Genomic DNA, 25,131 nt, shown 5'->3' with positions numbered 1-25,131 from the left:
GCAGCCCGCTAGAACACCGCGAGATATTTCAGCAACGACACGATGCCGATGATGATGACAACTACGCGCGCGATTTGCTTGGCGCGGCCGTCCATCGGCAGCATGTTGATGAGATAAAGCACGAGGATGATGACGAGAAAGGTGACGAGTACGCCGACCAACATTGCAAGGCCCCCTTCAGGCAAATTGCTACCGGTCTCTTAACGTCCATCTCCCATGCAGGTTCCACTCAGGCAACCCACTGCAACTTCTAGTATTTCCGTACTTATACGGCTGGAACCGCTGCCTAAAACTTTACCCTTTTCCTTTCAGATGCAGAAACCGTTTGGGCTCCGCGCCGCAAACGGCATGTCATTGCCGAACTGCCGCGCCCCCCGTTTGTCGATGTTGCCGGGCGTCTTCGCGAACTTTGAATTGGGAATTTTGGGGGAACTTCGATGTTGAATCGTTTGACCGTATCCGCGCTGCTGAAGGCGGTGATCGCGATCACATCGGTCTGTGTGGTGATCGCGCTCTCGCTCACCGCCTACGAGTCCTGGGGGCGCCTGAAGACCGCCAACCGCATCTCGCAGATTGCGGACGCCTCCGCCGATCTGTTCAAGGCGATGCACAATCTGCGCACAGACCGCTCGACGACCAACCGGCTTCTCAACTCGACCGAGCCGATGGATTCCGAGATCGAGAAATATCTGCGCGCGATCCGGGACGCCGAGATGCCGGCGATGGCACGCGCGCTGGAGCTGCTGCCCGCCATGGAATTTCCGCAGTCGAGCACGTTGGTGCCGGAGCTCGCGCGTCTGTACAAATCGGCGAGCGAGCAGCAGAAGCAGTTTTGGGAAGATGTGGCCAAGCCGAAGGGCCAGCGCCGCGCGGGCCTGCCGAAGGAATACATGGAGACGACGCAAGGCCTGCTCGAGACGCTGGACAGGCTCTCGAACGTTCTGGCCGCAACCGTCAACCACCAGGACGCGGCGATCGACCAGTTGCTCTCGATCAAGCAGAACGCCTGGCTGCTCCGCAATACCGCGGGCGAAGCGTCGCTGATCGTCTCGACCGGTCTCAACGCCGGCCGCATCACGCCGGAGGCCCGTCTCGCCTATAGCCAATTCGTCGGCGGAACGACCGCGATGTGGCAGGCGCTGGAATTGTCGACGTCCGGCATGCAACTGCCGCCGGCGCTGTCGTCAGCCATGGCCGCCGCCAAGACCGCCTATTTCGAATCGCAATATCTGGCGCTTCGTGATCGCCTCGCCAACACGCTCGCCAACGGCGAAAAGGCTGAAATGACAGCGAACCAGTGGACCCCGGTCACGGTGGGACGCCTTTCCAGCGCGGTTGCCGTGGCCGAGAGCGCACTGGATGCCGCCAAGGGCCATACGCTGGACCAACGCGACGCAGCTCAGCGCGCGCTGATCGTGCAGCTCGTGCTGCTGGCGCTCGCGATCGGGCTTGCCGCCGGTGCCATCATGCTGGTCAGCCGCCGCGTCATCACCCCGCTCAACACCATCCGCGATGCCATGCTGAAGGTCGCCGGCGGTGATCTCGCCGTCGACAGCGGCTATCTCGATCGCCAGGACGAGATCGGCGCGCTTGCCGGCGCACTGGAAACTTTCAAGCAGCAGGCGACCGACAAGCTCAAGATCGAGGAGCACGAGCGCGAGCGCAATGTCGGCGCCTCCGCGCGCCAGCGCGCGATCGAATCCTATGTCGGGGAGTTCGAGGGCGCGGTGCGCAAGACGCTCGGCGAATTGAGCGAAGCATCCGGCGAGATGCGCAAGACCTCAGGCGATCTCTCAAACGTGTCGCGTCAGACCAATGACCGGGTCCAGACGGCCGGCAAGGCTTCGAACGACGCGTCCATGAGCGTCGATAGTGTCGCCGCGGCCGCCGAGGAACTCTCCGCCTCGATCAACGACATCAGCCAGCAGGCCGCGCATGCCGCAGGCATCGCCAGCCGCGCCGTGACCCAGGCGCGCGAGACCGACGGCACCGTGCAGGGATTGCAGAAGTCGGCCGGCCGCATCGGCGAGGTCGTCGGCCTGATCAACACCATCGCGCAGCAGACCAATTTGCTGGCGCTCAACGCCACGATCGAAGCCGCGCGCGCCGGCGAAGCCGGTCGCGGCTTTGCCGTGGTGGCCTCGGAGGTGAAGTCACTGGCGAGCCAGACCGCGAAGGCGACGGAAGAGATCTCCGAGCAGATCGCCGACATCCAGAAGGTCGCGGGCGACGCCATCAACGCGATCCAGACCATCGGCGGCATCATCGGCGAAGTGAACGAGGTCGCGACCGCAATCGCCGCCGCCGTGCAGGAGCAGGGCGCGGCGACCCAGGAGATCACCCGCAGCACCCAGTTCGCCGCGCAGGGCACCAAGAACGTCACGGACAACATCACCGGCGTGAAGGCCAATGCGGACGCCGCCGCGGCCGCGGCCGACAACGTCAAGCATGCCTCCGAGATGCTGGAGACGCAGAGCCGCCAGCTCGGCCATGAGGTCAGTGACTTCCTCGGCAAGATTCGCGCAGCATAAAGTTGCGGGGCGTCGCCCGTAATTATACGGCAAATTATACGGCAAGAACACTGTCTAAGTTTTTACCCTTTTCAGGCCAAATGCGCTTCGAGCGCTTGCCTTAAGGCAGGCGCGTTCATCGCGCGCATCCCTTGGTTTCGAAGTTCGTGGGGGCTGCCGTTCGGGGCCACGAACTTCGAAACGCGTACCGGGGTGTCCGATGCTCAATCGCCTGTCCGTATCCACGCTGCTGAAGGCGGTGATCTCTTCCACTGCACTCATCGTCGTCATCGGTTTCTCGCTCAACGCGTGGAGTTCGTATACCCGATTGCAGCAGGCCAACCGTATCGTGGCAATCGCAGCGGCGTCCGCCGATGTCTTCAAGACAATGGCCAACATCCGCGCCGACCGCTCAACCACCAACCGGCAGCTGACCAGCGACGTCCAGGTTGATGCCGAGATCGAAAAATATATCCGCGGCATCCGCGACGAGCTGATGCCGGCGCTGGCCCGCGCGATCGACATCCTTCCTTCGATTGATATCCCGCAGCGCGACGCGATCGTTTCCGATCTGGCCCGCCTCAACAAGGCGCTGCTGGCGCAACAGGCCGAGTTCTGGACCGAGGTCGCCAAGCCAAAAGCCTCGCGCCGCGCGGCGCTCGCCAAGGAATATCTCGAGAGCGAGGACGGGCTGATGACCATCCTCGAAAAGCTGTCACCGGTGCTGGCGGCGAGCGTCAACCATCAGGACGCCACCATCGACCAGCTGCTGATGATCAAGCAGATGGCCTGGCTGCTGCGCCAGAACGCCGGTGAATCCTCTGTCATCGTCGGCAACGCATTGAGCAGCGGCAAGATCGCGCCTGACGCTCAGCTCGCCTTCACGAAATTCGTCGGTGCAACCGATGCCGCCTGGAGTGCGATCGAGCTTGCCGCAACCGGCATGCAACTCCCGCCCGCGCTCTCCGCCGCCATGAGCGAAGCCAAGTCGGTCTATTTCGACCCGCAATATACCGACACACGCGATGGAATCATCGCGACGGTCGCCAAGGGCGAGAAGCCGTCGATGACGGCCAATCAGTGGAGTCCCTACTCAGTCAGCCGCATGGCGAGTGCAATCAGGCTCGCTGACGCTGCGCTCGCCGCTGCCGGGGAACACGCCGCCAACCAGCGCGCCGGCGCGCTCCAATCCTTGCTCGTCCAGTTGGCTCTGCTCGTGGCCGCGATCGTGTTGACCGGAGCTGCGATGCTGGCGGTCAGCCGCCGCGTGATCACGCCGCTGCACCGGATTCGCGACGCGATGCTCAAGGTCGCCGGCGGCGATCTCGGCGTCGACAGCGGCTATCTCGACCGCCAGGACGAGATCGGCTCGCTCGCCGGCGCGCTTGAAACCTTCAAGCAGCAGGCGATCGACAAACTCAAGATCGAGGAGCAGGAGCGCGAGCGCAATGCCGGCGCCGCCGCGCGCCAGCGCGCGATCGAGAGCTATGTCGGCGAGTTCGAGGGCGTGGTGCACAAGTCGCTGGGCGAGCTGAGCGATGCGTCCGGCGAGATGCGCAAGACCTCGGGCGACCTCTCTGCCGTGTCGCGCCAGACCAATGAACGCGTCGAGATCGCGGGCAAGGCGTCCAACGACGCCTCCACCAGCGTCGAGAGCGTTGCTGCCGCCGCCGAGGAGCTCTCCGCCTCGATCAACGACATCAGTCAGCAGGCTGCCCATGCCGCGGGTATCGCCAGCCGCGCCGTCGACCAGGCTCGCGAGACCGACGGCACCGTCCAGGGGCTGGCGCGGTCGGCGGGACGCATCGGCGAGGTGGTCGGCCTGATCAACACGATTGCGGCGCAGACCAATCTGCTGGCGCTGAACGCCACGATCGAGGCGGCACGCGCGGGCGAAGCGGGGCGTGGATTTGCCGTAGTGGCCTCCGAGGTGAAGTCGCTGGCGAGCCAGACCGCGAAGGCGACCGAAGAAATCTCCGAGCAGATCGCCGATATCCAGCGGGTCGCCGGCGATGCCATCAACGCCATCCAGGCGATCGGCGGCATCATCGGCGAAGTCAACGAAGTCGCCACCGCCATCGCTGCCGCCGTGCAGGAGCAAGGCGCGGCGACGCAGGAGATCACCCGCAGCACGCAATATGCGGCGCAGGGCACCAAGAACGTCTCGGACAACATCACCGGCGTGAAGGCAGATGCCGACACCGCGGCCGGTGCGGCTGATAACGTCAAGCAGGCCTCGGAAACGCTGGAGACGCAGAGCCGCCAGCTCGGTCAGCAGGTCAGCGACTTCCTGGGCAAGATACGCGCGGCGTAGGGAGGCGCCCTACTCCTTCGCCACCACCGGCACCTGACGGAATTTTGCGCGGATCGACTCCGGCAGCGGCGAAAAATTCATCGCGACACCGCGGCGATCGTTGGCGTTGCGGCTGGCGACGACGAGGCCATCGCTGCCCGCGACGATGTCGCCCTTGCGCAAGGTGGGGTCGTCCTCGGCCTTGACCTGGGCGAGCCCGACGGAGTCCTTGCCATTGCAGGTGCAGCCCGCGACGATCTCGTTGCGATAGCGGAACGCGTTCGGCAGCTCGGAATAGGATTTCCCCCTGTCCGTCGTGGCATCGTCGATATTGCTGCCATAGACCAGCGAGGTCTCCGACGTCGGGCAGAAGCTCTTGCAGGATTGCGCCTTGCTCTCGGCATCGTTTCCCTGCGCCGGGAAGTAGCGACCGTCGCAACCGCGCACGCAATAAGCGGTGCCGCCGCCATAGGAAGCCCGCTGACGTGGTGTGTCGTAGCGCGGCATGTCGTCGTTCGCGAACGGCATGCGGACCTCCGGCGCGGGCCGGGCACGAAAGCCACCGAACAAAGCCGAGAAGAAATCCTCCGCATGTGCCGAGGGCGTCAGCGCGAGGCCGAGGGTGGCGACGGCGACGAACGCCGCCGCGCTACCAGCCAGTTTGCCGATCGAACGACTCTTCATGTGACCTCACTCAACTTCTTTAGTTCACGGCCGACGTCGGGATGTTCAGCGCCTGCCGGCCTGAAGGCAGCGTCGTCACGGCCGGGCGCTTGCGCCAGGAATCGCTCCCCTTGTCACCTCCCCTGGCCATGATCGGCGCGTTCTTCGGCAGCACCACGACCTTGGTACCGACGCTAACGCGGCTGAAGAGATCGCTGACGTCCTCATTGGTGAGGCGGATGCAGCCCGAGGAAACGAACTTGCCGATGGTGGTGGGATCGTTGGTACCGTGGATGCGGTATTCGCTGGAGCCGAGATACATCGCGCGTGCGCCGAGCGGATTGCCGGGGCCGCCGGCGACGAAACGCGGCAGATAGGGCTGGCGCGCGATCATCTCGGCCGGCGGATGCCAATCCGGCCACTCGGCCTTGCGCGTCACGCTCTGCACGCCTGCCCAGGTGAAGCCTTCGCGGCCGACGCCGACGCCGTAACGGATCGCGCGGCCATCGCCGAGCACGTAGTAAAGGTAGGTGTTGCCGGTATCGATCACGATGGTGCCGGCCGGCTCGCTGCGGTCGAAGCTGACGATCTGCTTGCGCAGCCGATCGGGCAGCGCAGCGTCCTCGTCGGCGGCTGGCTCAGCCGAATAGCCCTGCGAATAGGTCGCCTGGTCTTGCGGATAGGCCTGCGGCTGCATCGGGGCATAGCCGAGCGTCTGGGCCTGTGCCGCGAACGGCACGGTCAGCAATGCTGTCGCGAAGGCAAAAGCGGTGACGGCGCGCGGCGAGAAGCTGCGGCGGACTGCAGAGAACTTTGTCATGTGCTGCCCCGTGGGATGTGAGCATCAGGGTGATGCGGCTTCCCAACAAACGCAGATGAGCCGACTCAAGTTCCACTGAGCAATGCGGCGGCGATGTCACAGTCAAGCGAGCACAGCTTCACGAAGCCGCGATGGAACTCTGACGCCACTCCGCCGTTCTCTGTTGACCAATGGGCGCCCGGAGACCTCCGTGCGGGAGAGAAATTGTGCGCGTCCTTCCCAGCGAACGTCTGATGTCCGGCAGCAGCGAAGGCGATCCGCTCCCCGGCAGCCGTGCCGACCTGCCGCCGATGATCCGGCGCACCGAGTTCGTCGCCTTTGCGCTCGCCGGCCTGCTTCTGATTGCCATAATCGCCGTGCTCTATTTTGCCAAGGCGTTCTTCCTCCCGGTCGTCATGGCCGTCGTCGCCGGCACCATGCTGTCGCCGGCTGCATCCTTCCTGGAGCGACGACGGGTGCCACGCGCCCTCGGCGCCGTGCTCATCGTGATCGCGGTGACGACGGTGGTCGCCTTCGTCGTCGCGCTGATCGCCGTGCCCGCGATGGAGTGGAGCTCGCACCTGCCGGAGCTCGGCGCGCAACTGAAGGAGAAGATGCACGTCTTCGATCGACCGCTGGCCCTGTGGAAAGATCTGCAAACCATGGTCGGCGGCTCCGACGGGCTGCCGAGCCTGCCACTGCCGAAGGTCGAATGGGTGCAACCGACGCTGGAATTCGTGTCGCCGACCTTCGCCGAATTCCTGCTGTTCTTCGCCACGCTGATCCTGTTCATCGCGAGCTGGCGCGACCTGCGGCGGGCAATGATCATGACCTTTGGCGACCGTGACGCGCGGCTGCGCACGCTGCGGATCCTCAACGAGATCGAGGTCCATCTCGGCAATTACCTTTTGACCGTCACCGTCATCAATGTCGGCGTCGGCATTGCGGCCGGTATCGTCTGCGCGCTCACCGGCATGCCAAATCCCGCGGGCCTGGGCGCGCTTGCGGCCACGCTCAACTTCATCCCGATCATCGGGCCGGTCGCCATGTTCGTCGTGCTGGCGGTTGTCGGGCTGGTCACCTTCCCGACCATCGGCGGCGGGCTGATGGCAGCGCTTGCCTTCGGCGGCGTCACCTTCATGGAAGGGCACTTCGTCACGCCGACCATCATCGGCCGCAGGCTGGAGCTGAACGCACTCGCCGTCTTCATCGCACTGGCCTTCTGGACCTGGCTGTGGGGGCCGATGGGCGCGTTCCTGTCGTCGCCGCTGCTGATCGTCGCGCTGATCCTGAAGGAGCATCTGATGCCGGTGAATTCGCCGCAGCTCCCGCAGGAATGATGGGATCCCACGAACGGAACTTCCGTCATAACGAAACGTTTTCAGCCCAACACACCGCCAACAGTTCGGAGCTTATGATGTCAATAGCCGACGGCGAAGCCAGGATGAGAGACTGGACCGACAAAGCCACCGCAGAACGCCTCGAGAAGGATGTAGCAGCCGTGAAAAACGATATCGCCGCCCTCACCGATCAGATCACCGACGCGCTCAATACCTTTGCCAACGCGACGGGCAAGCAGGCTCGGCGTGGTTACAAGCAGGCACGCGAGAACATGGATTCGACCCTCGACGACATGTCGGAGCGCGGCAGCGCCATGATGGGTGCTGCACAGGACGCCTACGGCTCGATCGAGGAGACGCTGGAGGACGCGATCACGCAGCGACCGCTTGCGACCGTCGGGATCGCGCTCGGCATCGGCTTCCTGATCGGCGCCGTCTGGCGCCGGTAAGGCGACCGGGATCGCGGTGACGGCGGCGCCGTGGCGCCGCCGCGATCGGCTGGTGAGAATTCGGCTTGTGGGGAATTGAGGAGCAAGTCCATGTTTCAACGCATCATCGATGGCATCAGCGCGTCGACCGGCACGACGATCCGGCTGACGTCGCTCGCCGCAGGCGCTGCGTTCGCGCTGTTCATCACCACATGCTTTCTCTGCGCCGCCGCCTTCATCTCGGTGCTCCAGACCTACGGACCGGTGCAGGCCTGCCTCGCCGGCGCCGGCATCTTCTTCCTGCTGACGCTGACTGCTGCGGCGACCTATTGGGGCTACAAGCGCCAGATGCAGAAGCGTGCCCGGATCGCGGCCGAGCGCGCCGCGAAATCGGCGGCCTCGAGCATGCTCGCCGACCCCATGCTGATCGCGACGGGACTTCAGATCGTGCGCGCCATCGGGGTCAAGCGGCTGCTGCCGATCCTCGCCATCGGCGGCGTCGCCCTCGGAATCATGGCAAGCCGCGCAGGCGCCCCCGACGAAGCAGCGGCTGAACCGGCAGAATGATTCTCGAAAGCGCGGCCAGACTGGAAATTTTTTCTTTCGGAAAGTTGCGCTGAGAGGCGATTGAACCGGCTCGCTGGAATTCCACAGCGTATCCTGCGCAATTTTGCGCCATTCGGGACAAATCCCGTCCCGCTCACGTAAACGCTACTCGGATAGGCAGCAGGTTGCCGGTAAAAGCATCACCCTGATTCACAAACCTATTTTACTCAATGAAACTGTCCGTCAAGGCGAACCTCGCCGCATTTCATCACGACGCCAGGCTCTATTTGACGCTCGGCATTGCCAATTGGTCGGTGTTCGTCGACCACATCCCGAACAACGTCGTCAATTTGCTGACGCTGCGCAATTTCGGCTTCAGTGGCGCGGCCGATTTGTTCGTGTTCGTGGTGGGCTATGGCGTCGCCATCATCCACGGCAGGATAGCGCTGGAGCGCGGCTACGTCGTCGCGGCGACGCGGATCTTCCGCCGTGTCTGGCGGCTCTACGCTGCCTATGTCGTGCTGTTCGTGATCTATATCGACACCATCGCCTATGTCGCCTCGCAGTCGATGGCGCCTGAGATCATTCAGGACTACAATATCTCGGGGATTCTCGAGCACCCGCTGCGCATCCTGGTCCAGGGATTGGTGCTCCAGGAAGAACCGCTCAACCTCGACCTGCTGCAACTGATGATCCCGCTGATGGCGTTCTTCCCATTCGCACTGTGGGGTCTGCTGCGGCGTCCGAACGTGACGCTGGTGATGTCGGTCGCACTGTATCTCGCCGCGAGGTGGTTCGGCTGGAATTTTCACGCCTACCCCGACCAGGAATGGACGTTCAATCCGTTCTGCTGGCAGATGCTGATGGTGCTGGGCGGCTGGTTCGCCGTGACGGGCGCACCCGGACGCGCGCTGTACGGCATGTCCTGGCTACGAATCCTCGCAGGCAGCTATCTCGTCTTCGCGATGGCCGTCACGCTGATGCGGCATTCGCCGACGCTGTCCGCTTACCTGCCGGACGTCGTCCTCAACGGCATCGCTCCGACCGACAAGGAAAACCTCGCGCCCTATCGCGTGATCCATTTTCTCGCGCTCGCCTTCCTCGCGACCCATTTCATTCCGGCTGACCATCCCGGCCTGAAATTGCGGCCGCTTCAGGCGGTGATCACATGCGGCGAGGAATGGCTCGCGGTATTTTGCGTCGCCGTGTTCCTGTCCCTTGCCGGCCATCTCATCCTGATCACCGGGGCAAACCTGGTGGTGATGCAGATCGCAGTGAGCCTCGCCGGCTTTGCAGCGATGACAGCGGTCGCCTATTACATCACCTGGTCGAAGCGGCAGGACCTGCCTGCGGCACTGCGTCAGCAGGCCTAGCGCCCCGTTCCGATGCAATCGGAACGCGGCTCTGGAGTCCTGTTTTGACGCGTTTTCTTCACGCGAACCGGTATCCACTTCGCTCGAAAACGCTCTCACAAAATAATCGTGCGATTCTGCTAGGCCGAAAGCTGTGGCTGCGCTATGCCGAATGGCTTTGCGTGAGGAGACCGGCGTGGCGATGGTGAAGGGCGGTGGTGAAGAGGCTGACAGCGCACCCAGGCGCGGCCGGCCGCGGTCGATCGAGACCACCAACGCCATTCTCGAAAGCGCCTATGCGCTGATGGCCGCCACGGGACTCTCCACCACAACGATCGACGCCGTCGCGCGCCACTCCAGCGTCTCCAAGATGACGATCTACAAATGGTGGCCGTCACGCGAAGCGCTGCTGATCGACGCCTTCCTTCATCACGCGGCGCAGATGCTGCCGCTGCCGCCGGTGAGTTCCGGAACGCCAGCGGCGCGCGCGCGCCGCCATGCCGCCGCTTATGCCGAGGCGCTCCAGGGCGAGTTCGGCAAGGTGCAGCTCGCCGTCATCTCCGAATGCATCTCGAAGACCGGCTCGGCGGAGCTGTTCTACGCGCGCTATCTGCAATTCCGCCGCGACGCGCTGGTCGAGATGATCGCCGCGGGCCAGACCGACGGCAGCGTTCTGGCCGACGGGACGCCTGAAGATCTCTACGACGCAATCTATGGCAGCCTGTTCTACCGCTACGTCTTCGGCATCGCGCCGATCACGCCGGCCTATGCGCGCAATCTGGTCGACATGGTCTTGCAGCCGAAGGATTAGCCAGGCGGCTATCGTGCAGGCCTCACCGGCGCGGAGAGCTTGTCGGTGCGATCGCGCTCGGTCATGTCGACCACCGTCACCATCGGCGCGGTCAGCTCATAGACGTAGGAGACATCGGTGAAGTAGCGCTTGGCGGTGCCGCCGAGCGCCTCGGGCGCGACACGGTCGAGCAGGATCAAGCCGAAATCGGAATCCGCGCGTCGCGTCGCCTCACTGGTGTTGAACTCCTCCCAGCGGAAATGGAAGACCGCCTCGGGCTCCTCGCCCGTCACCGTCCAGTTGGCGGTGATGTGCGGATGCTTGCCGACCAGCGACAGGCCCTCGTCGGAATGCGAGGCGAGCTCGAAGAACAGCAGCGAGAGACTTTGCGCCGCGCGCGCGCTGACCGCGATATCAGGACCGGTGACGGCGATGCGGTCGGCGTGGGGAATGGCGCGCGCCTCGAACAGCCCCTTCAGCTTGACGCCCTGCCACTGGCTTTCGCTGAGCAGCGAGACCACGTTGGACATGGCGTGGATGCGGCCGATCAGCAACTCGCGCGCGCCATCGATGTCGGCGCCATGGCGCAGCGTTCGCGTCACGATCGACTGGATCACCGCCAGGATGTTCTTGACCCGGTGGTTGAGCTCGTCGATCACGGCGGTCAGCCGGCGCTCGAAGCCGATCCGCACCTGGATCTCGCGGCTGAGCCGCAGATTGTTGTAGGCGACATAGCCGAACAGGCCGCACACCATTGCGGTGATGGCAAAGCCGATCGCAGCCACGATGATCGCGGTCTGCTCGGCGCGCCGGGCCGAATTGGTCTTGGCGTAATAGCCGAGCTGCCAGTCACGCCCACCGAAGCTCACGGTGCGGGTCGCCGATGGCGCCGGGCCATCGACCGCGGTCATGCGCGTGGAGACCACGCCCTGGTCGTTGGCGACGAGCTCGCCGCCATCCTTGCGCGGATCCCTGAGCGCGACCGAGAACAACGACATGTCGTCGTTGGTCAGCATCAGCGACGCGAGCTCGTAGGAAAACGTGATGAAACCGACAGGCTCCGTTGCCCCCTCGGGAATGACGGGGGCGGCGACGATGATGCCGACCGCCCCGTTTTCGCGCAGGAGTGGTACCGGGTCGGAGGCGACGGACCTCTTCTCGATCCGAGCCCGGGCGAGCATCGCGCTGCGGACCGGGTCCTGGTCATAGCTGCGGCCGGGCAACGCCTTGGTCTCGTCGCTGCGCGGCTCGAGGTCCATCAGCACGTCGATCGGCTGGGTGAGGCTTGCCGGCGCGATCGGCTTGTCGCCGTAGTCGCGAATCTCAGGCTTCGGGAAGCCCGCGGCCGCGATCGCCGCCTGCGCCGCAGCAAGCTCGTTCGGCTGGAGCCGGGCGACCCAGCCGGCCACCACGAAATCGGTCTTGAAGGCGTAGATCGCCGAGCGCAACGGCTCCAGCATGTTGGGCTTGAGCACCGACGGCGTGCGGAACAGGCCTGAGGCGACACGCGCAAGCAGCTCGCGCTCGGTGAGCCGGTCCTGAACCAGGCTCGCATGAACGTCGATCGCACGCGCGAGTGCGATCCGGTCCAGCGCCAACTCCTGGTCGTGGACACGATAGGCCGCCAGCCCGGAGAGCAAGACCCCGAGCAGAGCGATGAAACCGATGATGAATCCCAGCCGGACCACGCGACTACTCAGGCGGAAGCAGGAGGTCGGCAATAAACACGGAGCATATGAACGCCGCTCGAACGGCCATGTGCCGAAACAGGGTGAACCCCAGTGGCGGTGATAATGGATGAGGAGGCATCAGTACGCAACTTGGGTCGCCTGAAAAGCTTAATCTGCCCGGCCGATCGTCCGGCCAAATTGACTTACAAGGCGGATTTGCCCTGGGCGCCGAAAGTAGTTAATCGCCATGTCCGAAATTTGTTCCGCAGATGCCAGTTTGGCCCCGGGCGTTAACGGCAAGAACGCCTGCGCCAAGTCGTCGCGCCGGTCAGCCCGCCCGTCTCAGGCCGCCTTTGGCCTCGATGAAGCCGACGATGCGGTCGAGCCCCTCGCTCTTCTTCAGGTTGGTCATGACGAAAGGGCGCTCGCCGCGCATGCGCCGGGCGTCCGTCTCCATCTTTTCGAGGGATGCGCCGACATGGGGCGCGAGGTCGATCTTGTTGATGACCAGGAGGTCGGAGCGGGTGATGCCGGGGCCGCCCTTGGACGGGATCTTGTCGCCGGCCGCGACGTCGATCACGTAGATGGTGAGGTCGGCCAGTTCCGGGGAAAAAGTGGCAGCGAGATTGTCGCCGCCGGATTCGATCAGCACGAGGTCGAGGCCGGGAAATTTCGCGCGCATGTCCGCAACCGCGGCGAGATTCATCGAGGCATCCTCGCGGATCGCGGTGTGCGGGCAGCCGCCGGTCTCGACGCCGGCGATGCGGTCCGGCGTCAGCGAGCCCGAACGCACCAGGAATTCCGCATCCCATTTGGTATAGATGTCGTTGGTGATCGCGGCGATGTCATAGCGCTCGCGCATGGTCTTGCAGAGCAGGTCCATCAACGCGGTCTTGCCCGATCCGACGGGGCCACCGATACCGACACGCAAGGGGCCGTGAGATTTCGTCAAGACGCTCGCCATATCACTTGCTCTTTCTTGATAGGTCAAAGGCCGCACCGCTCACGAGCGAAACAACCGCGTATATTGCGTCTCGTGCCGCAGGCTGGCGAGATCGGCGCGAAAGGTCGCGCTGCCGAGATCGTCCAATGCCGCTTTCAACGCACGATGGGCGGTCGCGGCAACAGCTAGCTCCAGTTTCACCAGCACGCGCTGGCTGTCGGTCTGACCAAGCGGAACGAGCCGGCTTGCCGCCGAGATCCAGTTCGAGACCAGCGCATGCAGGAAGGCGTGCAAGGTCGGCGCCAGCGGCACGCCGTGCATCGCGGCGACGACGCCGACGGCGACGGGATAAACCAGTGGCGTGCGGCATGCCGCGACCATGGCATCCAGGCCTTCCGCATCCCACGCCGCACGGGAGATCTCGACGAAGGCGCGCCCCTGAGAGGTGGTCTCGAGTTGCCGCTCGCGCGACGGCACGAAGGCGCTCGCGAGTTCCGCGATCTCGCTCAAGCTGGCGTCTTCGCCGGCTTCAGCGGCGCGATAGGCATGGACCAGAAACGTCGCATCGCAAAAGCCGGAGCCATCGGCGAGCATCGCATCGAGCCAGTCGGCCAGCGTCGCGACGTCGGTGATGTCGCCCGCCTCGACCGCCCATTCGATGCCGCTGGAGTAGGAGAAGCCGCCGACGGGAAACGCCGGCGACAGCCAGGTCATCAACCGGTACAGCGCCGCGGCCTCGCGCTCGGCGAGGTCGCAGGCCGCGACCGGCTCATTTGTGGTCATGAGCATGCTTGTGGCCGTGGTGATGGTCGGGATGGTCGCAATGCTCGTCGTGATCATGCCCATGGTCATGCGCGTGGTGCTCATGGCCGTGATGATCATGGTGATCGTGACCATGATGGCCGTGATCGTGGTGCGCATGGTCGTCGTGGCCATGCGCGTGCCCGGCATCGGCATAGGCGCCGCCTTCGGGATCGAACGGCGCCTCGATCTCGACCACGCGGGCACCGAGGCCCTTCACCATGGCCTCGATGACGTGGTCGCGGCGGATGCGCAAGGCCTTGGCCATGATCTGCGTCGGCAGATGGCGGTTGCCGAGATGCCAGCCGACACGGATAAGGTGGTGCGGATCGTGGCCGCGGATCTCGAGCAGCGGCTCGGGCGCCGCAACCACTTCGACCAGCCTTCCGTCCTCCAGCACCAGCGCATCGCCGCCGCGCAGCGCAACGGCATTCTCCAGGTCGAGCAGGAATTCGAGACCCCGGGTCCCCGCCATCGCCATGCGGCGGCGGTGCCGATCGTCGAAATCGAGCACGACCGTATCCGCCGGCGTTTCCGTGAAGCGGTGCTGTCCCTTAACCTGCGTCGCCCGGATCATGCGCACTATCCTCAGAGCTTCTCGACCTTGCCGTCGCTGATGATCTCGATCACCGTCGGCGCCGTCTTCATTTGCGCGGAATATTCACGCCACACCTTCATGTGCGGGGCCTTGCCGTGAGCGTTGAGATCCTCGCGGGTCTCCCAGCGCTCGACCACGACATACTGGTTGGGGTTGTTGACGCTGACATTGCCGTCATAGGAGAGGCAGCCCTTCTCCTTGAGCGTCTCGACGGTGCAGACCTTGTGCCCTTTGATGAAATCGTCCTTGTTCTCCGGCTTCATGGGCGTGGTGGCGATGACATAGATCATGGGGTTATTCCCTGTTGTTCTTGTTAGCGGACGTCGACCTTCTCGGGCGTGATCACTTCAATCTTGGGCGGCGCCGTGAAGCACTTCACCGCGACGCGGCCGAAAGTCTTCATGTGCTCCTGGCCACGATGCGGCACCAGCGCCTCGGCATTTTCCCACTGCTCGACGAACACCATCTTGGCGGGATCGGTCACGCTCTCATGCAAATCATAGGCGATATTGCCGGGCTCCTTCCGCGTCTCCTTGATGCAGGCGGTGGCGGCGGCAATGAATTCGGCGCGCGTTTCAGGCTTGATGGTCAAGGTGGCAACGACGTAGATCACGAGAAATCCTCCCGGCTTTTCTTCTGGGTTCATATACCAGGCGGGACCTTAGACCAGCCGGGATCGAACGCAAAACCGGAAAAGCCCTCCCCGGACATGCACTCAAGCCATGTTCCTGGGACATGCGTTGAGGCGCTATTTCAGTACATGAAATATCGCTGCGCCATCGGCAGCACCTCGGCCGGCGCGCAGGTCAGCAATTCACCGTCGGCGCGGACCTCATAGGTCTCTGGATCGACCTCGATATTGGGTGTGGCGTCGTTATGGATCATGCTCTTCTTGGAGATCTTGCTGCGGGTGTTCTGGACCGCATAGAGCTTCTTCTCGATACCGAGTTTTCGCGCGAGGCCGCCGGTGATGGCCGCCTTCGAAGTGAACACGACGGAAGTGGCCGTCCGCGCCTTGCCGAAGGCACCGAACATCGGCTGGTAATGCACCGGCTGCGGGGTCGGGATCGAGGCGTTGGGATCGCCCATGGGGGCCGCGACGATCATGCCGCCCTTGACGATGCAGTCCGGCTTGACGCCGAAGAAGGCCGGCGACCACAGCACGAGATCGGCGAGCTTACCCTTCTCCACCGATCCGATCAGCTTCGACACGCCGTGCGCAATCGCCGGGTTGATCGTGTACTTGGCGATGTAGCGCTTGACGCGAAAATTGTCGTTGTCCTTGCCCTTGTCCTGCGGCAACGACCCGCGCTGCTTCTTCATCTTGTCGGCGGTCTGCCAGGTCCGGATGATGACCTCGCCGAGGCGGCCCATCGCCTGGGAGTCCGAGGACATCATCGAGAGCGCGCCGAGATCGTGCAGGATGTCCTCGGCGGCAATGGTCTCTTTCCGGATGCGGCTCTCCGCGAAGGCCAAATCTTCCGCGATCGAAGGATCGAGGTGGTGGCACACCATCAGCATGTCGAGATGCTCGTCGATGGTGTTGCGGGTGAAGGGCCGTGTCGGGTTGGTCGAGGACGGCAGCACGTTCTTGAGACCCGCGATCTTGATGATATCAGGGGCGTGACCGCCGCCGGCGCCTTCGGTGTGGAAGGCGTGGATGGTGCGGCCCTTGAACGCCTTGATCGTATCCTCGACAAAGCCGGACTCGTTCAGCGTGTCGGAATGCAGCATGACCTGGATGTCGTAATCGTCAGCCACCGACAGGCAGTTGTCGATCGCGGCCGGCGTCGTGCCCCAGTCCTCGTGCAGCTTCAGCGCGCAGGCGCCGGCCTTGATCATCTCGACCAGCGCCGCGGGCCGCGAGGCGTTGCCCTTGCCGGAAATGCCGAGATTGACCGGGAAGGCGTCGAACGACTGGATCATCCGCCCCATGTGCCACGGCCCGGGCGTGCAGGTAGTCGCGAAGGTGCCGTGCGAGGGGCCGGTGCCGCCGCCCAGCATCGAGGTGACGCCGGACATCAGCGCGTGATCGATCTGCTGCGGGCAGATGAAATGGATGTGGCTGTCGAAACCGCCGGCGGTGAGGATCTTTCCTTCACCCGCGATCACGTCGGTGCCGGGGCCGATGATGATGGTGACGCCCGGCTGGATGTCGGGATTGCCGGCCTTGCCGATGCCTGCGATCATACCGTCCTTGATGGCGACGTCGGCTTTGACGATGCCCCAATGGTCGACGATCAGCGCATTGGTGATGACGGTGTCGGCCGCGCCTTGCTTGTTGGTGATCTGCGACTGCCCCATGCCGTCGCGGATCACCTTGCCGCCGCCGAATTTTACCTCCTCGCCGTAGGTGGTGAAATCCTTCTCGACCTCGATGATGAGATCCGTGTCGGCCAGCCGCACCTTGTCGCCGGTGGTCGGGCCGAACATGTCGGCATAGACGGAACGCTTTATTTTGACGGACATCACAAGCCCCGTTTGCGTTTGAATGTTTTGGTGGTGCTCACAGCGAGGCCCTCGCTCGTTTCACCATGTTCTGGACGCAGTTTGGCAAAATTACTTCCGTAGGAGCTCGTGGCTCACCGCTCTCCCCAACCGTCCCCCGCAAGGCGGGAGGGAGCCTGACCAATGTGCTCACCTGACAAAGCATCATGGCTCCTCTGCTCTGTCGGCATCAGGAGTAAGGGGCGCATCGCTGGAAGGGTTTCCTCCCCCCTTGCGGGGGAGGGTTAGGGAGAGGGGTGCCGCTTGCTCCGCTGCCTCGAGAATAGAAAGAACAACCCCTTCGAGATTTTTCATCACGTCGTCATTGGTAGAACGCAGCACGCGATATCCGCGGGATGCGAACCATTGGTCGCGCCGTTCATCATGCCGGATACGTTCTTCGAAGTCGTGGCTCTCGCCGTCGAGTTCAACGATAAGCTTGCAGGAATGGGCGACGAAATCCGCGATGTAGTGGCCCATGGGTGTCTGACGGCGAAAGGCGAGGCCCGCGAGACGATCGGCCTTCAGGTAGCGCCACAGCAATGTCTCCGCGCGAGTCATCCCGCGTCGCAATCGTTTGGCGCGGGTTCTTTGCTGTCGAGAGACCTCGTCGTGCGGCATACCCCTCTCCCCAACCCTCCCCCGCAAGGGGGGAGGGAGCCCGACCGGCGTGCTCACCTCACATTGAATCACAGCTTGCCCTGCACCTCGCCACGAAAACCGTAGATGGTCTTCTTCCCCGCCACCGCGACCAGCTGGACGTCGCGGGTCTGGCCGGGTTCGAAGCGGACGGCGGTGCCGGCGGCGATGTCGAGGCGCATGCCGCGGGCTTTCTTGCGGTCGAATTTCAGCGCCGGGTTGGTCTCGAAGAAATGGTAGTGCGAGCCGACCTGGATCGGGCGGTCGCCGGTGTTGGCGACCGTCAGCTTCACGGTCTTGCGGCCGGCATTGAGCTCGATCTCGCCGTCCTGGATGAAGAGTTCGCCGGGGATCATGCGTCTTACTCCTACCTGATCGGTTCGTGCACGGTGACGAGCTTGGTGCCGTCCGGGAACGTCGCCTCGACCTGGATGTCGTGGATCATCTCGGGAATGCCGGGCATCACCTGGTCGCGGGTCAGCACCTGGGCGCCGGATTGCATCAGCTCCGCGACGGTGCGGCCGTCGCGCGCGCCTTCGAGGATGAAATCGGAGATGATCGCGATCGCCTCGGGATGGTTGAGCTTGACGCCGCGATCCAGCCGGCGGCGGGCCACGATGGCCGCCATCGAGATCAGAAGCTTGTCCTTTTCGCGGGGAGACAGGTTCATGAAGAATCTCTTCCGTTCAACACGTCAATTCATCCGGTCAATTCAGCCAGAGCCGCGGCAACGCGGCACCGGTGCGCGCCAACACGGCCATCATGTCGGCGCGCAAACGCGCCGCATCTTGGGCACAGAACCGCGCCATTGCAAATCCATTCCAGGCGGATATCCCGACCTCGCCGGAGAATGAGTCCGACGCTTCGCGAATGCGCTCGACGAGAGCCTCGTCGCCGGGAACGATCAACGCCGTACCGATCGCGGCACCGCCCTTGGCCACCGCCGATCGCCCAAATTTTGCGCCGATATTGCCGTCGAGCCTGACGGTCTCGGCGAACACCAGCCTGCCGCCGCGGCGCAGCCGCCAGCGGTCGACGAACTCACCCTGCTCCATCCGCTCGCCCATGGCGGTGCGGCCGAACACGACAATTTCGCAAAGCAGGAGCGAGGCGGTGTCATCGAGATCGATGTCGAAGCGGCGGTGGACCCGAGCGCGATCGAACAGGATCGTCTCTTGCGGCAACCAGCCGAGGTGCGCGCCCGCGGCGACCTTCAAGGCGATATTGAGCTGCGCCGCCCCTCCCGGCGCACGATAGACCTTCTCGGCCGCGGCCGTGGTCAATGTCAGGCGCGAGCCCTGGCTAGCTGCGATGTCGATATCAAAATTGTCTCCCCCGGCAACACCGCCCGCCGTGTTGACGAACACGCCGGACAGGCCGTCGTCCTCCGGCGAAGGAAAGCGCACGCGCAGCGAGCCGGACTCATACAAGGTGCCGCGCCGCGTCACGCCATCGCGCGCGTGGACGTCGAAACGCACCGCGCCGCGGGCACGGTTGGCTTCGAATACCGAAGATGTCGCCATGACGTCGCTGCGCATCCGTCTTCCCCAGCCGGCCGCGGCAGAAATTTTTGGATTACAGCGCCATCTGGCGGCTGATTTCGGCCGGGTCAAGATTGGAGCGATCGCAGGTGAATTTCACTGCGCCGCGATCCATCACCGCGAAACTGTCGCCGAGTTCGCAGGCAAAGTCGAGATATTGTTCGACCAGCACGATGGCGATGTTGCCGAGGTTGCGCAAATAGGAGATGGCGCGGCCGATGTCCTTGATGATCGAGGGCTGGATGCCCTCCGTCGGCTCGTCGAGCAGGAGCAGTTTCGGCCGCATCACCAGTGCACGCCCGATCGCGAGCTGCTGCTGCTGGCCGCCGGAGAGGTCGCCGCCGCGCCGGCCAAGCATGGATTGCAGCACCGGAAACAGCGAGAACACGTCGTCCGGGATATTCCTGTCCTCACGCTTGAGCGGGCCGAAGCCGGTCTTGAGGTTCTCCTCGACCGTCAGCAGCGGAAAGATCTCGCGCCCCTGCGGCACGAAGCCGATGCCCTTGCGGGCCCGCTCATAGGGCTTGAGCGCGGAGATGTCGCTGCCGTCGAATACGATCGCGCCCGACGAGATCGGATATTGCCCGACCATGGCGCGGAGCAGCGAGGTCTTGCCGACGCCGTTGCGCCCGAGCACGCAAGTGACCTTGCCGGGTTCGGCCGCGATCGAGACGCCGCGCAACGCCTGCGCCGCGCCGTAGAACAGGTTGATGTCCTTGACCTCAAGCATTGCTCAGCGCCCCAGATAAACTTCGATGACCCGGTCGTTGGACGAGACCTGGTCGATGGTTCCTTCCGCGAGCACGGTGCCTTCGTGCAGGCAGGTCACCTTGACGCCGAGCTCGCGCACGAACGTCATGTCGTGCTCGACGACCATGACGGTATGGGTCTTGTTGATCTCTTTGAGCAGCTCGGCGGTGAGATGCGTCTCGACGTCGGTCATGCCGGCGACGGGCTCGTCGACCAGCAAAAGCTTCGGGTCCTGCGCCAGCAGCATGCCGATCTCGAGCCACTGCTTCTGGCCGTGGCTGAGGCTGCCGGCGAGCCGATTGCGCGCATCGGTGAGGCGGATCGTCTCCAGCACCTTGTCGATGCGCTCCGACTCCGCCCTGCTGCCGCGCCAAAACAGCGTGCCCTTGACGCTGTGATCGACATTGAGCGCCAGCAGGAGATTGTCCTGCACGGTCTGGCTCTCGAACACGGTCGGCTTCTGGAATTTGCGGCCGATGCCGAGCTCGGCGATGCGGGTCTCGTCGAGCCGCGTCAAATCCGTGACGCCGTCGAACAGCACCGTGCCCTCGTCGGGCTTGGTCTTGCCGGTGATGATGTCCATCATCGTGGTCTTGCCGGCGCCGTTCGGGCCGATGATAGCGCGCATCTCGCCGGGCGCGAGCGTCAGCGACAGATTGTTGATGGCGTGGAAGCCGTCAAACGAAACGTGCACGCCGTCGAGATAGAGCAACGCGGAGGTCGCGCGATTGTCCATGACGTTCATCGCGCTTACTCCGCCATCTTCGGTTCGGTGACGCTGTCTTCAGCCGCGACGCTCGTTGTGGTCGCGGCGGTGCGCTTTTCCTTCAACTGGTCCCACCATGCATTGAAGGTGCCGACGATGCCCTTGGGCAGCAACAGCGTCACCAGGATGAACATGGCACCCAGCATGAACAACCAGTAAGGCGCGAGCATGCCGGAGGTGAAGACCGTTTTTGCGTAGTTAACGACGACGGCACCAAGCGCCGCGCCGACCAGCGTGCCACGCCCGCCGACCGCGACCCAGATCACCGCCTCGATCGAGTTACCGGGCGCGAATTCGCTCGGGTTGATGATGCCGACCTGCGGCACATAGAGCGCGCCGGCCACGCCGGCCATGCAGGCCGAGAGCGTGAACACGAACAGCTTGTAGGATTCGACGCGGTAACCGAGGAAGCGGCTGCGCGATTCCGCGTCTCGGATTGCGATCAGGACCTTGCCGAGCTTGGAGGACACGACCGAGCGGCAGATCAGGAAGCTTAAGATCAGCGCCAGGCAGCTCAGCGCGAACAGCGCGGCGCGGGTGCCCTCGGCCTGCACGTTGAATCCCAAAATGTCCTTGAAGTCGGTCAGGCCGTTGTTGCCGCCGAAGCCGAAATCGTTACGGAAGAAGGCGAGCAGCAACGCATAGGTCATCGCCTGCGTGATGATCGACAGATACACGCCGGTGACGCGTGAGCGGAAGGCGAGCCAGCCGAAGCAGAAGGCGAGCAGGCCCGGCACGACCAGCACCATCAGTGCCGCGAACCAGAACATGTCGAAGCCGTACCAGGACCAGGGCAGCTTCGAATAGTTTAGGAACACCATGAAGTCGGGCAGGACCGGATTGCCGTAGACGCCGCGAGAGCCGATCTGCCGCATCAGATACATGCCCATGGCGTAGCCGCCGAGCGCGAAGAATGCACCATGGCCGAGCGAGAGGATGCCGCAATAGCCCCAGATCAGGTCGATCGAGAGCGCGAGGATGGCGTAGCAGACATATTTGCCCCAGAGCGCGACGAGATAGGTCGGCACCTGCAGGAACGAGCCCGCGGGCAGCAAGAGGTTGGAGAGCGGGATGAGGATGCCGCAGGCCGCGACGACGGCGAGGAAAATCGTCGCGCCGCGGTCCAGCGATCGCGTCAGCATGTGAGGGGTCATGCTTCCACCGCACGGCCCTTGAGCGCGAACAGGCCGCGCGGCCGCTTTTGAATGAACAGGATAATGAGAACCAGGATGGCGATCTTGCCGAGCACGGCACCGGCGACCGGCTCCAGGAATTTGTTGGCAATGCCGAGCGTGAAGGCGCCGACCAGGGTGCCCCAGAGATTGCCGACGCCGCCGAACACCACGACCATGAAACTGTCGATGATGTAGCTCTGGCCGAGATTGGGGCTGACATTGTCGATCTGCGACAGCGCCACGCCGGCGATGCCCGCAATGCCCGAGCCGAGGCCGAAGGTCAGCGCGTCGACGCGCGAAGTGGCGATGCCCATCGAGGCCGCCATGCGGCGGTTCTGCGTCACCGCCCGCATCTCGAGCCCGAGCGCGGTGTAGCGCAGCATCGCCAGCAGGATCGCGAACACCGCGAGCGTGAAGACGAGGATCCAGAGCCTGTTATAGGTGATGGTGATCTGGCCGAGCTCGAAGGCGCCGCTCATCCAGGAGGGATTGCCGACCTCGCGGTTGGTCGGGCCGAACATGGTGCGCACGGCCTGCTGGAGCACCAGCGACAGGCCCCAGGTCGCGAGCAGCGTCTCCAGCGGACGACCATAGAGAAAGCGGATGATGCTGCGCTCGATCAGCACCCCGAGCGCGCCGGCAACGAGGAAGGCGAGCGGCACGGCGATCAAGAGCGAATAGTCGAACAGGCCGGGATAGCGGGTGCGGATCACCTCCTGCACCACGAAGGTGGTGTAGGCGCCGATCATCACCATCTCGCCATGCGCCATGTTGATGACGCCCATCACGCCGAAGGTGATGGCGAGCCCGATCGCTGCGAGCAGCAGCACCGAGCCGAGCGAAAGACCGTACCAGGCATTCTGAACCATGGACCAGACCGCCAGCGAAGACTGGATCGAGCTGATTGCACTGGCCGCCGCCTTGGTCACCGTGGCCGGCTGGTCGCCCATGCCGGTGAGCAGCGCCATCGCCTCCTGGTCGCCGCGCGCCTTAAGGGTGGCGACCGCCTCGAGCTTCTCGACTTCGGTGGCATCAGGCTTGAACAGCAGGATCGCCGCGCGGGCGTCGCCGAGCGCAGCCTTGACGGACTTATTGGTTTCCTTGGCGAGCGCGGCATCGACCGGCTCAAGCGCGGTCTCTTCGTGCGACTTGAAGACGGATTGCGCGGCCTGCAGGCGCGTTCCGACATCCGGCGACTGGAGCGTCAAATTGCCGATCGCGGTATCGACGCTGCGGCGCAGGCGGTTGTTGAGACGCACCGCGCTCGCGCTGTCGGGAACGCTGGCGACGGGCTCGCCGGTTGCGGCATCGATCGACTTGCCGTCGGCACCGGTGACGTAAACTTTCTTGCTGTCAGGATCGGCCATGAGGCGGCCGTCCTGGAGCGCGCTGATGATGGGAAGGGCCAGCTTGTTGCCGCTGCCCGCGACGACGCCGATCGCCTCATCCGTGTCGGAGAAATCATCATTGGCGAATTTGGCGACCGCATCCTCGAACGGACCGGCGAAGGCCGGCAGTGCGAACGCGATCAGGAAGAGCGAAAGGACAAACGAACAAAGACGAGCGGACAAATTGGTTGGCACTGTGAATCACCCCGGCAGAAGTGGGGAGAAGGCGGCGGAATAGCCGCCTCCTCCCATCGTTCAGTCAAGCGTCAGATCCGGATCAGGAGCCCGAGCCGAGGCACTTGTTGGTCTTGGTGTTGAAGTTGCCGCACTTCTTGCCGACCCAGTCGCCGACCAGGTCCTTGGAGCCGTCGAGCTCCTTCGACCAGGCGTCGCCCGCGACAAGACCCGGGGTCTTCCACACCACGTCGAACTGGCCGTTGGCTTTGATTTCGCCAATGAACACCGGCTTGGTGATGTGATGGTTCGGAAGCATCTTGGAGGTGCCGCCGGTCAGGTTCTTGGCTTCGATGCCCGGGAGAGCGTCGATCACCTTGTCCGGATCGGTCGACTTCACCTTCTCGACCGCCTTGATCCACATGTCGAAACCGATCACGTGCGCTTCCATGGGATCGTTGGTCACGCGCTTCGGATTCTTGGTGTAGGCCTGCCACGCCTTGATGAACTTCTCGTTCTCCGGCGACTTGATCGACTCGAAGTAGTTCCAGGCAGCGAGATGGCCGAGCAGCGGCTTGGTGTCGATGCCGGCGAGCTCTTCCTCACCCACCGAGAACGCGACGACCGGGATGTCCTTCGCCTTGATGCCCTGGTTGCCGAGCTCCTTGTAGAAGGGAACGTTGGCGTCGCCGTTGATGGTCGAGACCACGGCGGTCTTCTTGCCGGCCGAGCCGAACTTCTTGATGTCGGCCACGATCGTCTGCCAGTCGGAATGACCGAACGGCGTATAGTTGATCATGATGTCTTCCTGGGCGACACCCTTCGACTTCAGATAGGCTTCCAGGATCTTGTTGGTGGTGCGCGGATAGACGTAGTCGGTGCCCGCGAGCACCCAGCGCTTCACCTTCTCGTCCTTCATCAGATAGTCGACGGCGGGGATCGCCTGCTGGTTCGGCGCAGCACCCGTGTAGAACACGTTACGCTCGGACTCTTCGCCCTCGTACTGCACGGGGTAGAACAGGATGTTGTTCAGCTCCTTGAACACCGGGAGCACCGACTTGCGCGACACCGAGGTCCAGCAGCCGAACACGACCGCAACCTTGTCCTTGGTGATCAGCTCACGGGCCTTTTCGGCGAACAGCGGCCAGTTCGAGGCGGGATCGACGACGACGGCTTCGAGCTTCTTGCCGAGCACGCCGCCCTTCTTGTTCTGCTCGTCGATCAGGAAGAGGATGGTGTCCTTCAGCGTGGTTTCGCTGATGGCCATGGTGCCGGAGAGAGAATGAAGGACGCCGACCTTGATGGTGTCGTCCGCGGCCTTCGCGCCAGAAATGGAAGCCAGACCGAGCATCAGTCCGGCGGTCGCGGCGAGCATGCCGCGGCGGCTAAATGAAGCCGCTATATCGTGAGTGGATTTGTTAAGCATGATTGTATCATCTCCCTGACGCAGACGTGAAAAAGACGCTGCGAAACGGCCC

At 63.7% G+C, this 25,131-nt stretch carries 26 protein-coding genes; 7 read left to right on the top strand and 19 right to left on the bottom strand.

Annotated features, from left to right (window positions below; translation table 11 throughout):
- Nucleotides 1-8 precede the first annotated feature (8 nt).
- Nucleotides 9-164 carry a Thivi_2564 family membrane protein gene (locus tag BMW89_RS29565; RefSeq protein ID WP_084292245.1) on the bottom strand — a complete coding sequence of 52 codons (156 nt, stop codon included), beginning with the start codon at nt 162-164 and terminating at the stop codon, nt 9-11.
- A 273-nt stretch (nt 165-437) separates the two neighbouring features.
- On the opposite strand from BMW89_RS29565, the gene BMW89_RS29560 reads away from it, so the two are divergent.
- Complete coding sequence (locus BMW89_RS29560) at nt 438-2,531, top strand: methyl-accepting chemotaxis protein (protein ID WP_092032204.1); 2,094 nt, start codon at nt 438-440, stop codon at nt 2,529-2,531.
- A 199-nt stretch (nt 2,532-2,730) separates the two neighbouring features.
- A complete protein-coding gene (locus tag BMW89_RS29555; protein WP_092032199.1) occupies nt 2,731-4,824 on the top strand; it encodes a methyl-accepting chemotaxis protein in 2,094 nt (697 codons plus the stop codon).
- A 9-nt stretch (nt 4,825-4,833) separates the two neighbouring features.
- Here the strand turns inward: BMW89_RS29555 and BMW89_RS29550 are convergent, their stop codons facing one another.
- Together BMW89_RS29550 and BMW89_RS29545 are read right to left on the bottom strand one after the other, a co-directional pair.
- Nucleotides 4,834-5,487 carry a DUF2865 domain-containing protein gene (locus BMW89_RS29550; RefSeq protein WP_092032196.1) on the bottom strand — a complete coding sequence of 218 codons (654 nt, stop codon included), beginning with the start codon at nt 5,485-5,487 and terminating at the stop codon, nt 4,834-4,836.
- 19 nt (nt 5,488-5,506) lie between these two features.
- Nucleotides 5,507-6,286: a L,D-transpeptidase gene (locus tag BMW89_RS29545; protein WP_092032194.1), complete on the bottom strand. Its 780-nt coding sequence runs from the start codon at nt 6,284-6,286 to the stop codon at nt 5,507-5,509.
- Nucleotides 6,287-6,492: 206 nt separating this feature from the next.
- Between BMW89_RS29545 and BMW89_RS29540 the strand changes: the two genes are divergently transcribed.
- From BMW89_RS29540 to BMW89_RS29520, 5 genes are all read left to right on the top strand, one after another.
- A complete protein-coding gene (locus BMW89_RS29540; protein WP_177196405.1) occupies nt 6,493-7,605 on the top strand; it encodes an AI-2E family transporter in 1,113 nt (370 codons plus the stop codon).
- Between the two features lie 77 nt (nt 7,606-7,682).
- On the top strand, nt 7,683-8,054 hold the full coding sequence (locus BMW89_RS29535; protein ID WP_177196404.1) for an ElaB/YgaM/YqjD family protein: 372 nt from the start codon (nt 7,683-7,685) through the stop codon (nt 8,052-8,054).
- A gap of 90 nt (nt 8,055-8,144) precedes the next feature.
- Nucleotides 8,145-8,600: a hypothetical protein gene (locus tag BMW89_RS29530; RefSeq protein ID WP_092032181.1), complete on the top strand. Its 456-nt coding sequence runs from the start codon at nt 8,145-8,147 to the stop codon at nt 8,598-8,600.
- A gap of 209 nt (nt 8,601-8,809) precedes the next feature.
- On the top strand, nt 8,810-9,952 hold the full coding sequence (locus tag BMW89_RS29525; RefSeq protein WP_092032178.1) for an OpgC domain-containing protein: 1,143 nt from the start codon (nt 8,810-8,812) through the stop codon (nt 9,950-9,952).
- A gap of 151 nt (nt 9,953-10,103) precedes the next feature.
- A complete protein-coding gene (locus BMW89_RS29520) occupies nt 10,104-10,742 on the top strand; it encodes a TetR/AcrR family transcriptional regulator (RefSeq protein ID WP_092032175.1) in 639 nt (212 codons plus the stop codon).
- 8 nt (nt 10,743-10,750) lie between these two features.
- Here BMW89_RS29520 and BMW89_RS29515 read toward each other — a convergent pair whose 3' ends face one another.
- The 16 genes from BMW89_RS29515 to urtA form a co-directional block, all read right to left on the bottom strand.
- Nucleotides 10,751-12,409 (bottom strand): CHASE domain-containing protein, encoded by a 1,659-nt coding sequence (locus tag BMW89_RS29515; protein WP_092032172.1) that lies wholly within the window; start codon nt 12,407-12,409, stop codon nt 10,751-10,753.
- Between the two features lie 310 nt (nt 12,410-12,719).
- A complete protein-coding gene (gene ureG, locus BMW89_RS29510; RefSeq protein ID WP_092032375.1) occupies nt 12,720-13,343 on the bottom strand; it encodes an urease accessory protein UreG in 624 nt (207 codons plus the stop codon).
- Nucleotides 13,344-13,394: 51 nt separating this feature from the next.
- Nucleotides 13,395-14,123 carry an urease accessory protein UreF gene (locus tag BMW89_RS29505; RefSeq protein ID WP_092032169.1) on the bottom strand — a complete coding sequence of 243 codons (729 nt, stop codon included), beginning with the start codon at nt 14,121-14,123 and terminating at the stop codon, nt 13,395-13,397.
- On the bottom strand, nt 14,104-14,712 hold the full coding sequence (gene ureE / locus BMW89_RS29500) for an urease accessory protein UreE (protein ID WP_092032166.1): 609 nt from the start codon (nt 14,710-14,712) through the stop codon (nt 14,104-14,106). The genes BMW89_RS29505 and ureE overlap by 20 nt, the downstream gene beginning before the upstream one ends.
- An 11-nt stretch (nt 14,713-14,723) precedes the next feature.
- Nucleotides 14,724-15,023 (bottom strand): putative quinol monooxygenase, encoded by a 300-nt coding sequence (locus BMW89_RS29495; protein WP_092032162.1) that lies wholly within the window; start codon nt 15,021-15,023, stop codon nt 14,724-14,726.
- Between the two features lie 23 nt (nt 15,024-15,046).
- Entirely contained in the window at nt 15,047-15,346 is a 300-nt protein-coding gene (locus tag BMW89_RS29490) for a putative quinol monooxygenase (RefSeq protein WP_092032158.1), read from the bottom strand.
- Nucleotides 15,347-15,486: 140 nt separating this feature from the next.
- Entirely contained in the window at nt 15,487-17,202 is a 1,716-nt protein-coding gene (gene ureC, locus BMW89_RS29485; protein ID WP_092032154.1) for an urease subunit alpha, read from the bottom strand.
- A gap of 183 nt (nt 17,203-17,385) precedes the next feature.
- A complete protein-coding gene (locus BMW89_RS29480; RefSeq protein ID WP_244547718.1) occupies nt 17,386-17,841 on the bottom strand; it encodes an endonuclease domain-containing protein in 456 nt (151 codons plus the stop codon).
- 68 nt (nt 17,842-17,909) lie between these two features.
- On the bottom strand, nt 17,910-18,215 hold the full coding sequence (locus tag BMW89_RS29475; RefSeq protein ID WP_092032148.1) for an urease subunit beta: 306 nt from the start codon (nt 18,213-18,215) through the stop codon (nt 17,910-17,912).
- Between the two features lie 11 nt (nt 18,216-18,226).
- Entirely contained in the window at nt 18,227-18,529 is a 303-nt protein-coding gene (locus BMW89_RS29470) for an urease subunit gamma (RefSeq protein ID WP_007605424.1), read from the bottom strand.
- Between the two features lie 37 nt (nt 18,530-18,566).
- Nucleotides 18,567-19,397 carry an urease accessory protein UreD gene (locus tag BMW89_RS29465; protein WP_092032145.1) on the bottom strand — a complete coding sequence of 277 codons (831 nt, stop codon included), beginning with the start codon at nt 19,395-19,397 and terminating at the stop codon, nt 18,567-18,569.
- Between the two features lie 37 nt (nt 19,398-19,434).
- Complete coding sequence (gene urtE, locus BMW89_RS29460; protein ID WP_092032142.1) at nt 19,435-20,130, bottom strand: urea ABC transporter ATP-binding subunit UrtE; 696 nt, start codon at nt 20,128-20,130, stop codon at nt 19,435-19,437.
- 3 nt (nt 20,131-20,133) lie between these two features.
- The gene (gene urtD, locus BMW89_RS29455) at nt 20,134-20,895 is read right to left on the bottom strand and encodes an urea ABC transporter ATP-binding protein UrtD (RefSeq protein ID WP_092032139.1); all 762 of its coding nucleotides are present in this window, start codon (nt 20,893-20,895) and stop codon (nt 20,134-20,136) included.
- A gap of 5 nt (nt 20,896-20,900) precedes the next feature.
- Nucleotides 20,901-22,070 carry an urea ABC transporter permease subunit UrtC gene (gene urtC, locus BMW89_RS29450; protein WP_092032135.1) on the bottom strand — a complete coding sequence of 390 codons (1,170 nt, stop codon included), beginning with the start codon at nt 22,068-22,070 and terminating at the stop codon, nt 20,901-20,903.
- Complete coding sequence (gene urtB, locus BMW89_RS29445) at nt 22,067-23,674, bottom strand: urea ABC transporter permease subunit UrtB (protein ID WP_092032131.1); 1,608 nt, start codon at nt 23,672-23,674, stop codon at nt 22,067-22,069. The genes urtC and urtB overlap by 4 nt, the downstream gene beginning before the upstream one ends.
- A gap of 82 nt (nt 23,675-23,756) precedes the next feature.
- A complete protein-coding gene (gene urtA, locus BMW89_RS29440; protein WP_177196403.1) occupies nt 23,757-25,079 on the bottom strand; it encodes an urea ABC transporter substrate-binding protein in 1,323 nt (440 codons plus the stop codon).
- Between the last annotated feature and the right edge of the window lie 52 nt (nt 25,080-25,131).

It is taken from the genome of Bradyrhizobium sp. OK095 (assembly GCF_900109945.1).
Taxonomy (GTDB): Bacteria; Pseudomonadota; Alphaproteobacteria; order Rhizobiales; family Xanthobacteraceae; genus Bradyrhizobium.
This window is presented reverse-complemented; position numbering and strand designations above follow the sequence as displayed.

Bases quoted from the DNA above. Each gene is read 5' to 3' on its own strand.
- ureC (WP_092032154.1), bottom strand. From the start codon at position 17,202: ATGTCCGTCAAAATAAAGCGTTCCGTCTATGCCGACATGTTCGGCCCG.
- BMW89_RS29505 (WP_092032169.1), bottom strand. From the start codon at position 14,123: ATGCTCATGACCACAAATGAGCCGGTCGCGGCCTGCGACCTCGCCGAG.
- BMW89_RS29550 (WP_092032196.1), bottom strand. From the start codon at position 5,487: ATGAAGAGTCGTTCGATCGGCAAACTGGCTGGTAGCGCGGCGGCGTTC.
- BMW89_RS29475 (WP_092032148.1), bottom strand. From the start codon at position 18,215: ATGATCCCCGGCGAACTCTTCATCCAGGACGGCGAGATCGAGCTCAAT.
- BMW89_RS29530 (WP_092032181.1), top strand. From the start codon at position 8,145: ATGTTTCAACGCATCATCGATGGCATCAGCGCGTCGACCGGCACGACG.
- BMW89_RS29535 (WP_177196404.1), top strand. From the start codon at position 7,683: ATGTCAATAGCCGACGGCGAAGCCAGGATGAGAGACTGGACCGACAAA.
- BMW89_RS29555 (WP_092032199.1), top strand. From the start codon at position 2,731: ATGCTCAATCGCCTGTCCGTATCCACGCTGCTGAAGGCGGTGATCTCT.
- BMW89_RS29465 (WP_092032145.1), bottom strand. From the start codon at position 19,397: ATGCGCAGCGACGTCATGGCGACATCTTCGGTATTCGAAGCCAACCGT.
- urtA (WP_177196403.1), bottom strand. From the start codon at position 25,079: ATGCTTAACAAATCCACTCACGATATAGCGGCTTCATTTAGCCGCCGC.
- BMW89_RS29520 (WP_092032175.1), top strand. From the start codon at position 10,104: ATGGCTTTGCGTGAGGAGACCGGCGTGGCGATGGTGAAGGGCGGTGGT.
- urtC (WP_092032135.1), bottom strand. From the start codon at position 22,070: ATGACCCCTCACATGCTGACGCGATCGCTGGACCGCGGCGCGACGATT.
- BMW89_RS29525 (WP_092032178.1), top strand. From the start codon at position 8,810: ATGAAACTGTCCGTCAAGGCGAACCTCGCCGCATTTCATCACGACGCC.
- BMW89_RS29470 (WP_007605424.1), bottom strand. From the start codon at position 18,529: ATGAACCTGTCTCCCCGCGAAAAGGACAAGCTTCTGATCTCGATGGCG.
- BMW89_RS29565 (WP_084292245.1), bottom strand. From the start codon at position 164: ATGTTGGTCGGCGTACTCGTCACCTTTCTCGTCATCATCCTCGTGCTT.
- BMW89_RS29545 (WP_092032194.1), bottom strand. From the start codon at position 6,286: ATGACAAAGTTCTCTGCAGTCCGCCGCAGCTTCTCGCCGCGCGCCGTC.
- BMW89_RS29480 (WP_244547718.1), bottom strand. From the start codon at position 17,841: ATGCCGCACGACGAGGTCTCTCGACAGCAAAGAACCCGCGCCAAACGA.
- BMW89_RS29495 (WP_092032162.1), bottom strand. From the start codon at position 15,023: ATGATCTATGTCATCGCCACCACGCCCATGAAGCCGGAGAACAAGGAC.
- ureE (WP_092032166.1), bottom strand. From the start codon at position 14,712: ATGATCCGGGCGACGCAGGTTAAGGGACAGCACCGCTTCACGGAAACG.
- BMW89_RS29560 (WP_092032204.1), top strand. From the start codon at position 438: ATGTTGAATCGTTTGACCGTATCCGCGCTGCTGAAGGCGGTGATCGCG.
- urtE (WP_092032142.1), bottom strand. From the start codon at position 20,130: ATGCTTGAGGTCAAGGACATCAACCTGTTCTACGGCGCGGCGCAGGCG.
- urtD (WP_092032139.1), bottom strand. From the start codon at position 20,895: ATGAACGTCATGGACAATCGCGCGACCTCCGCGTTGCTCTATCTCGAC.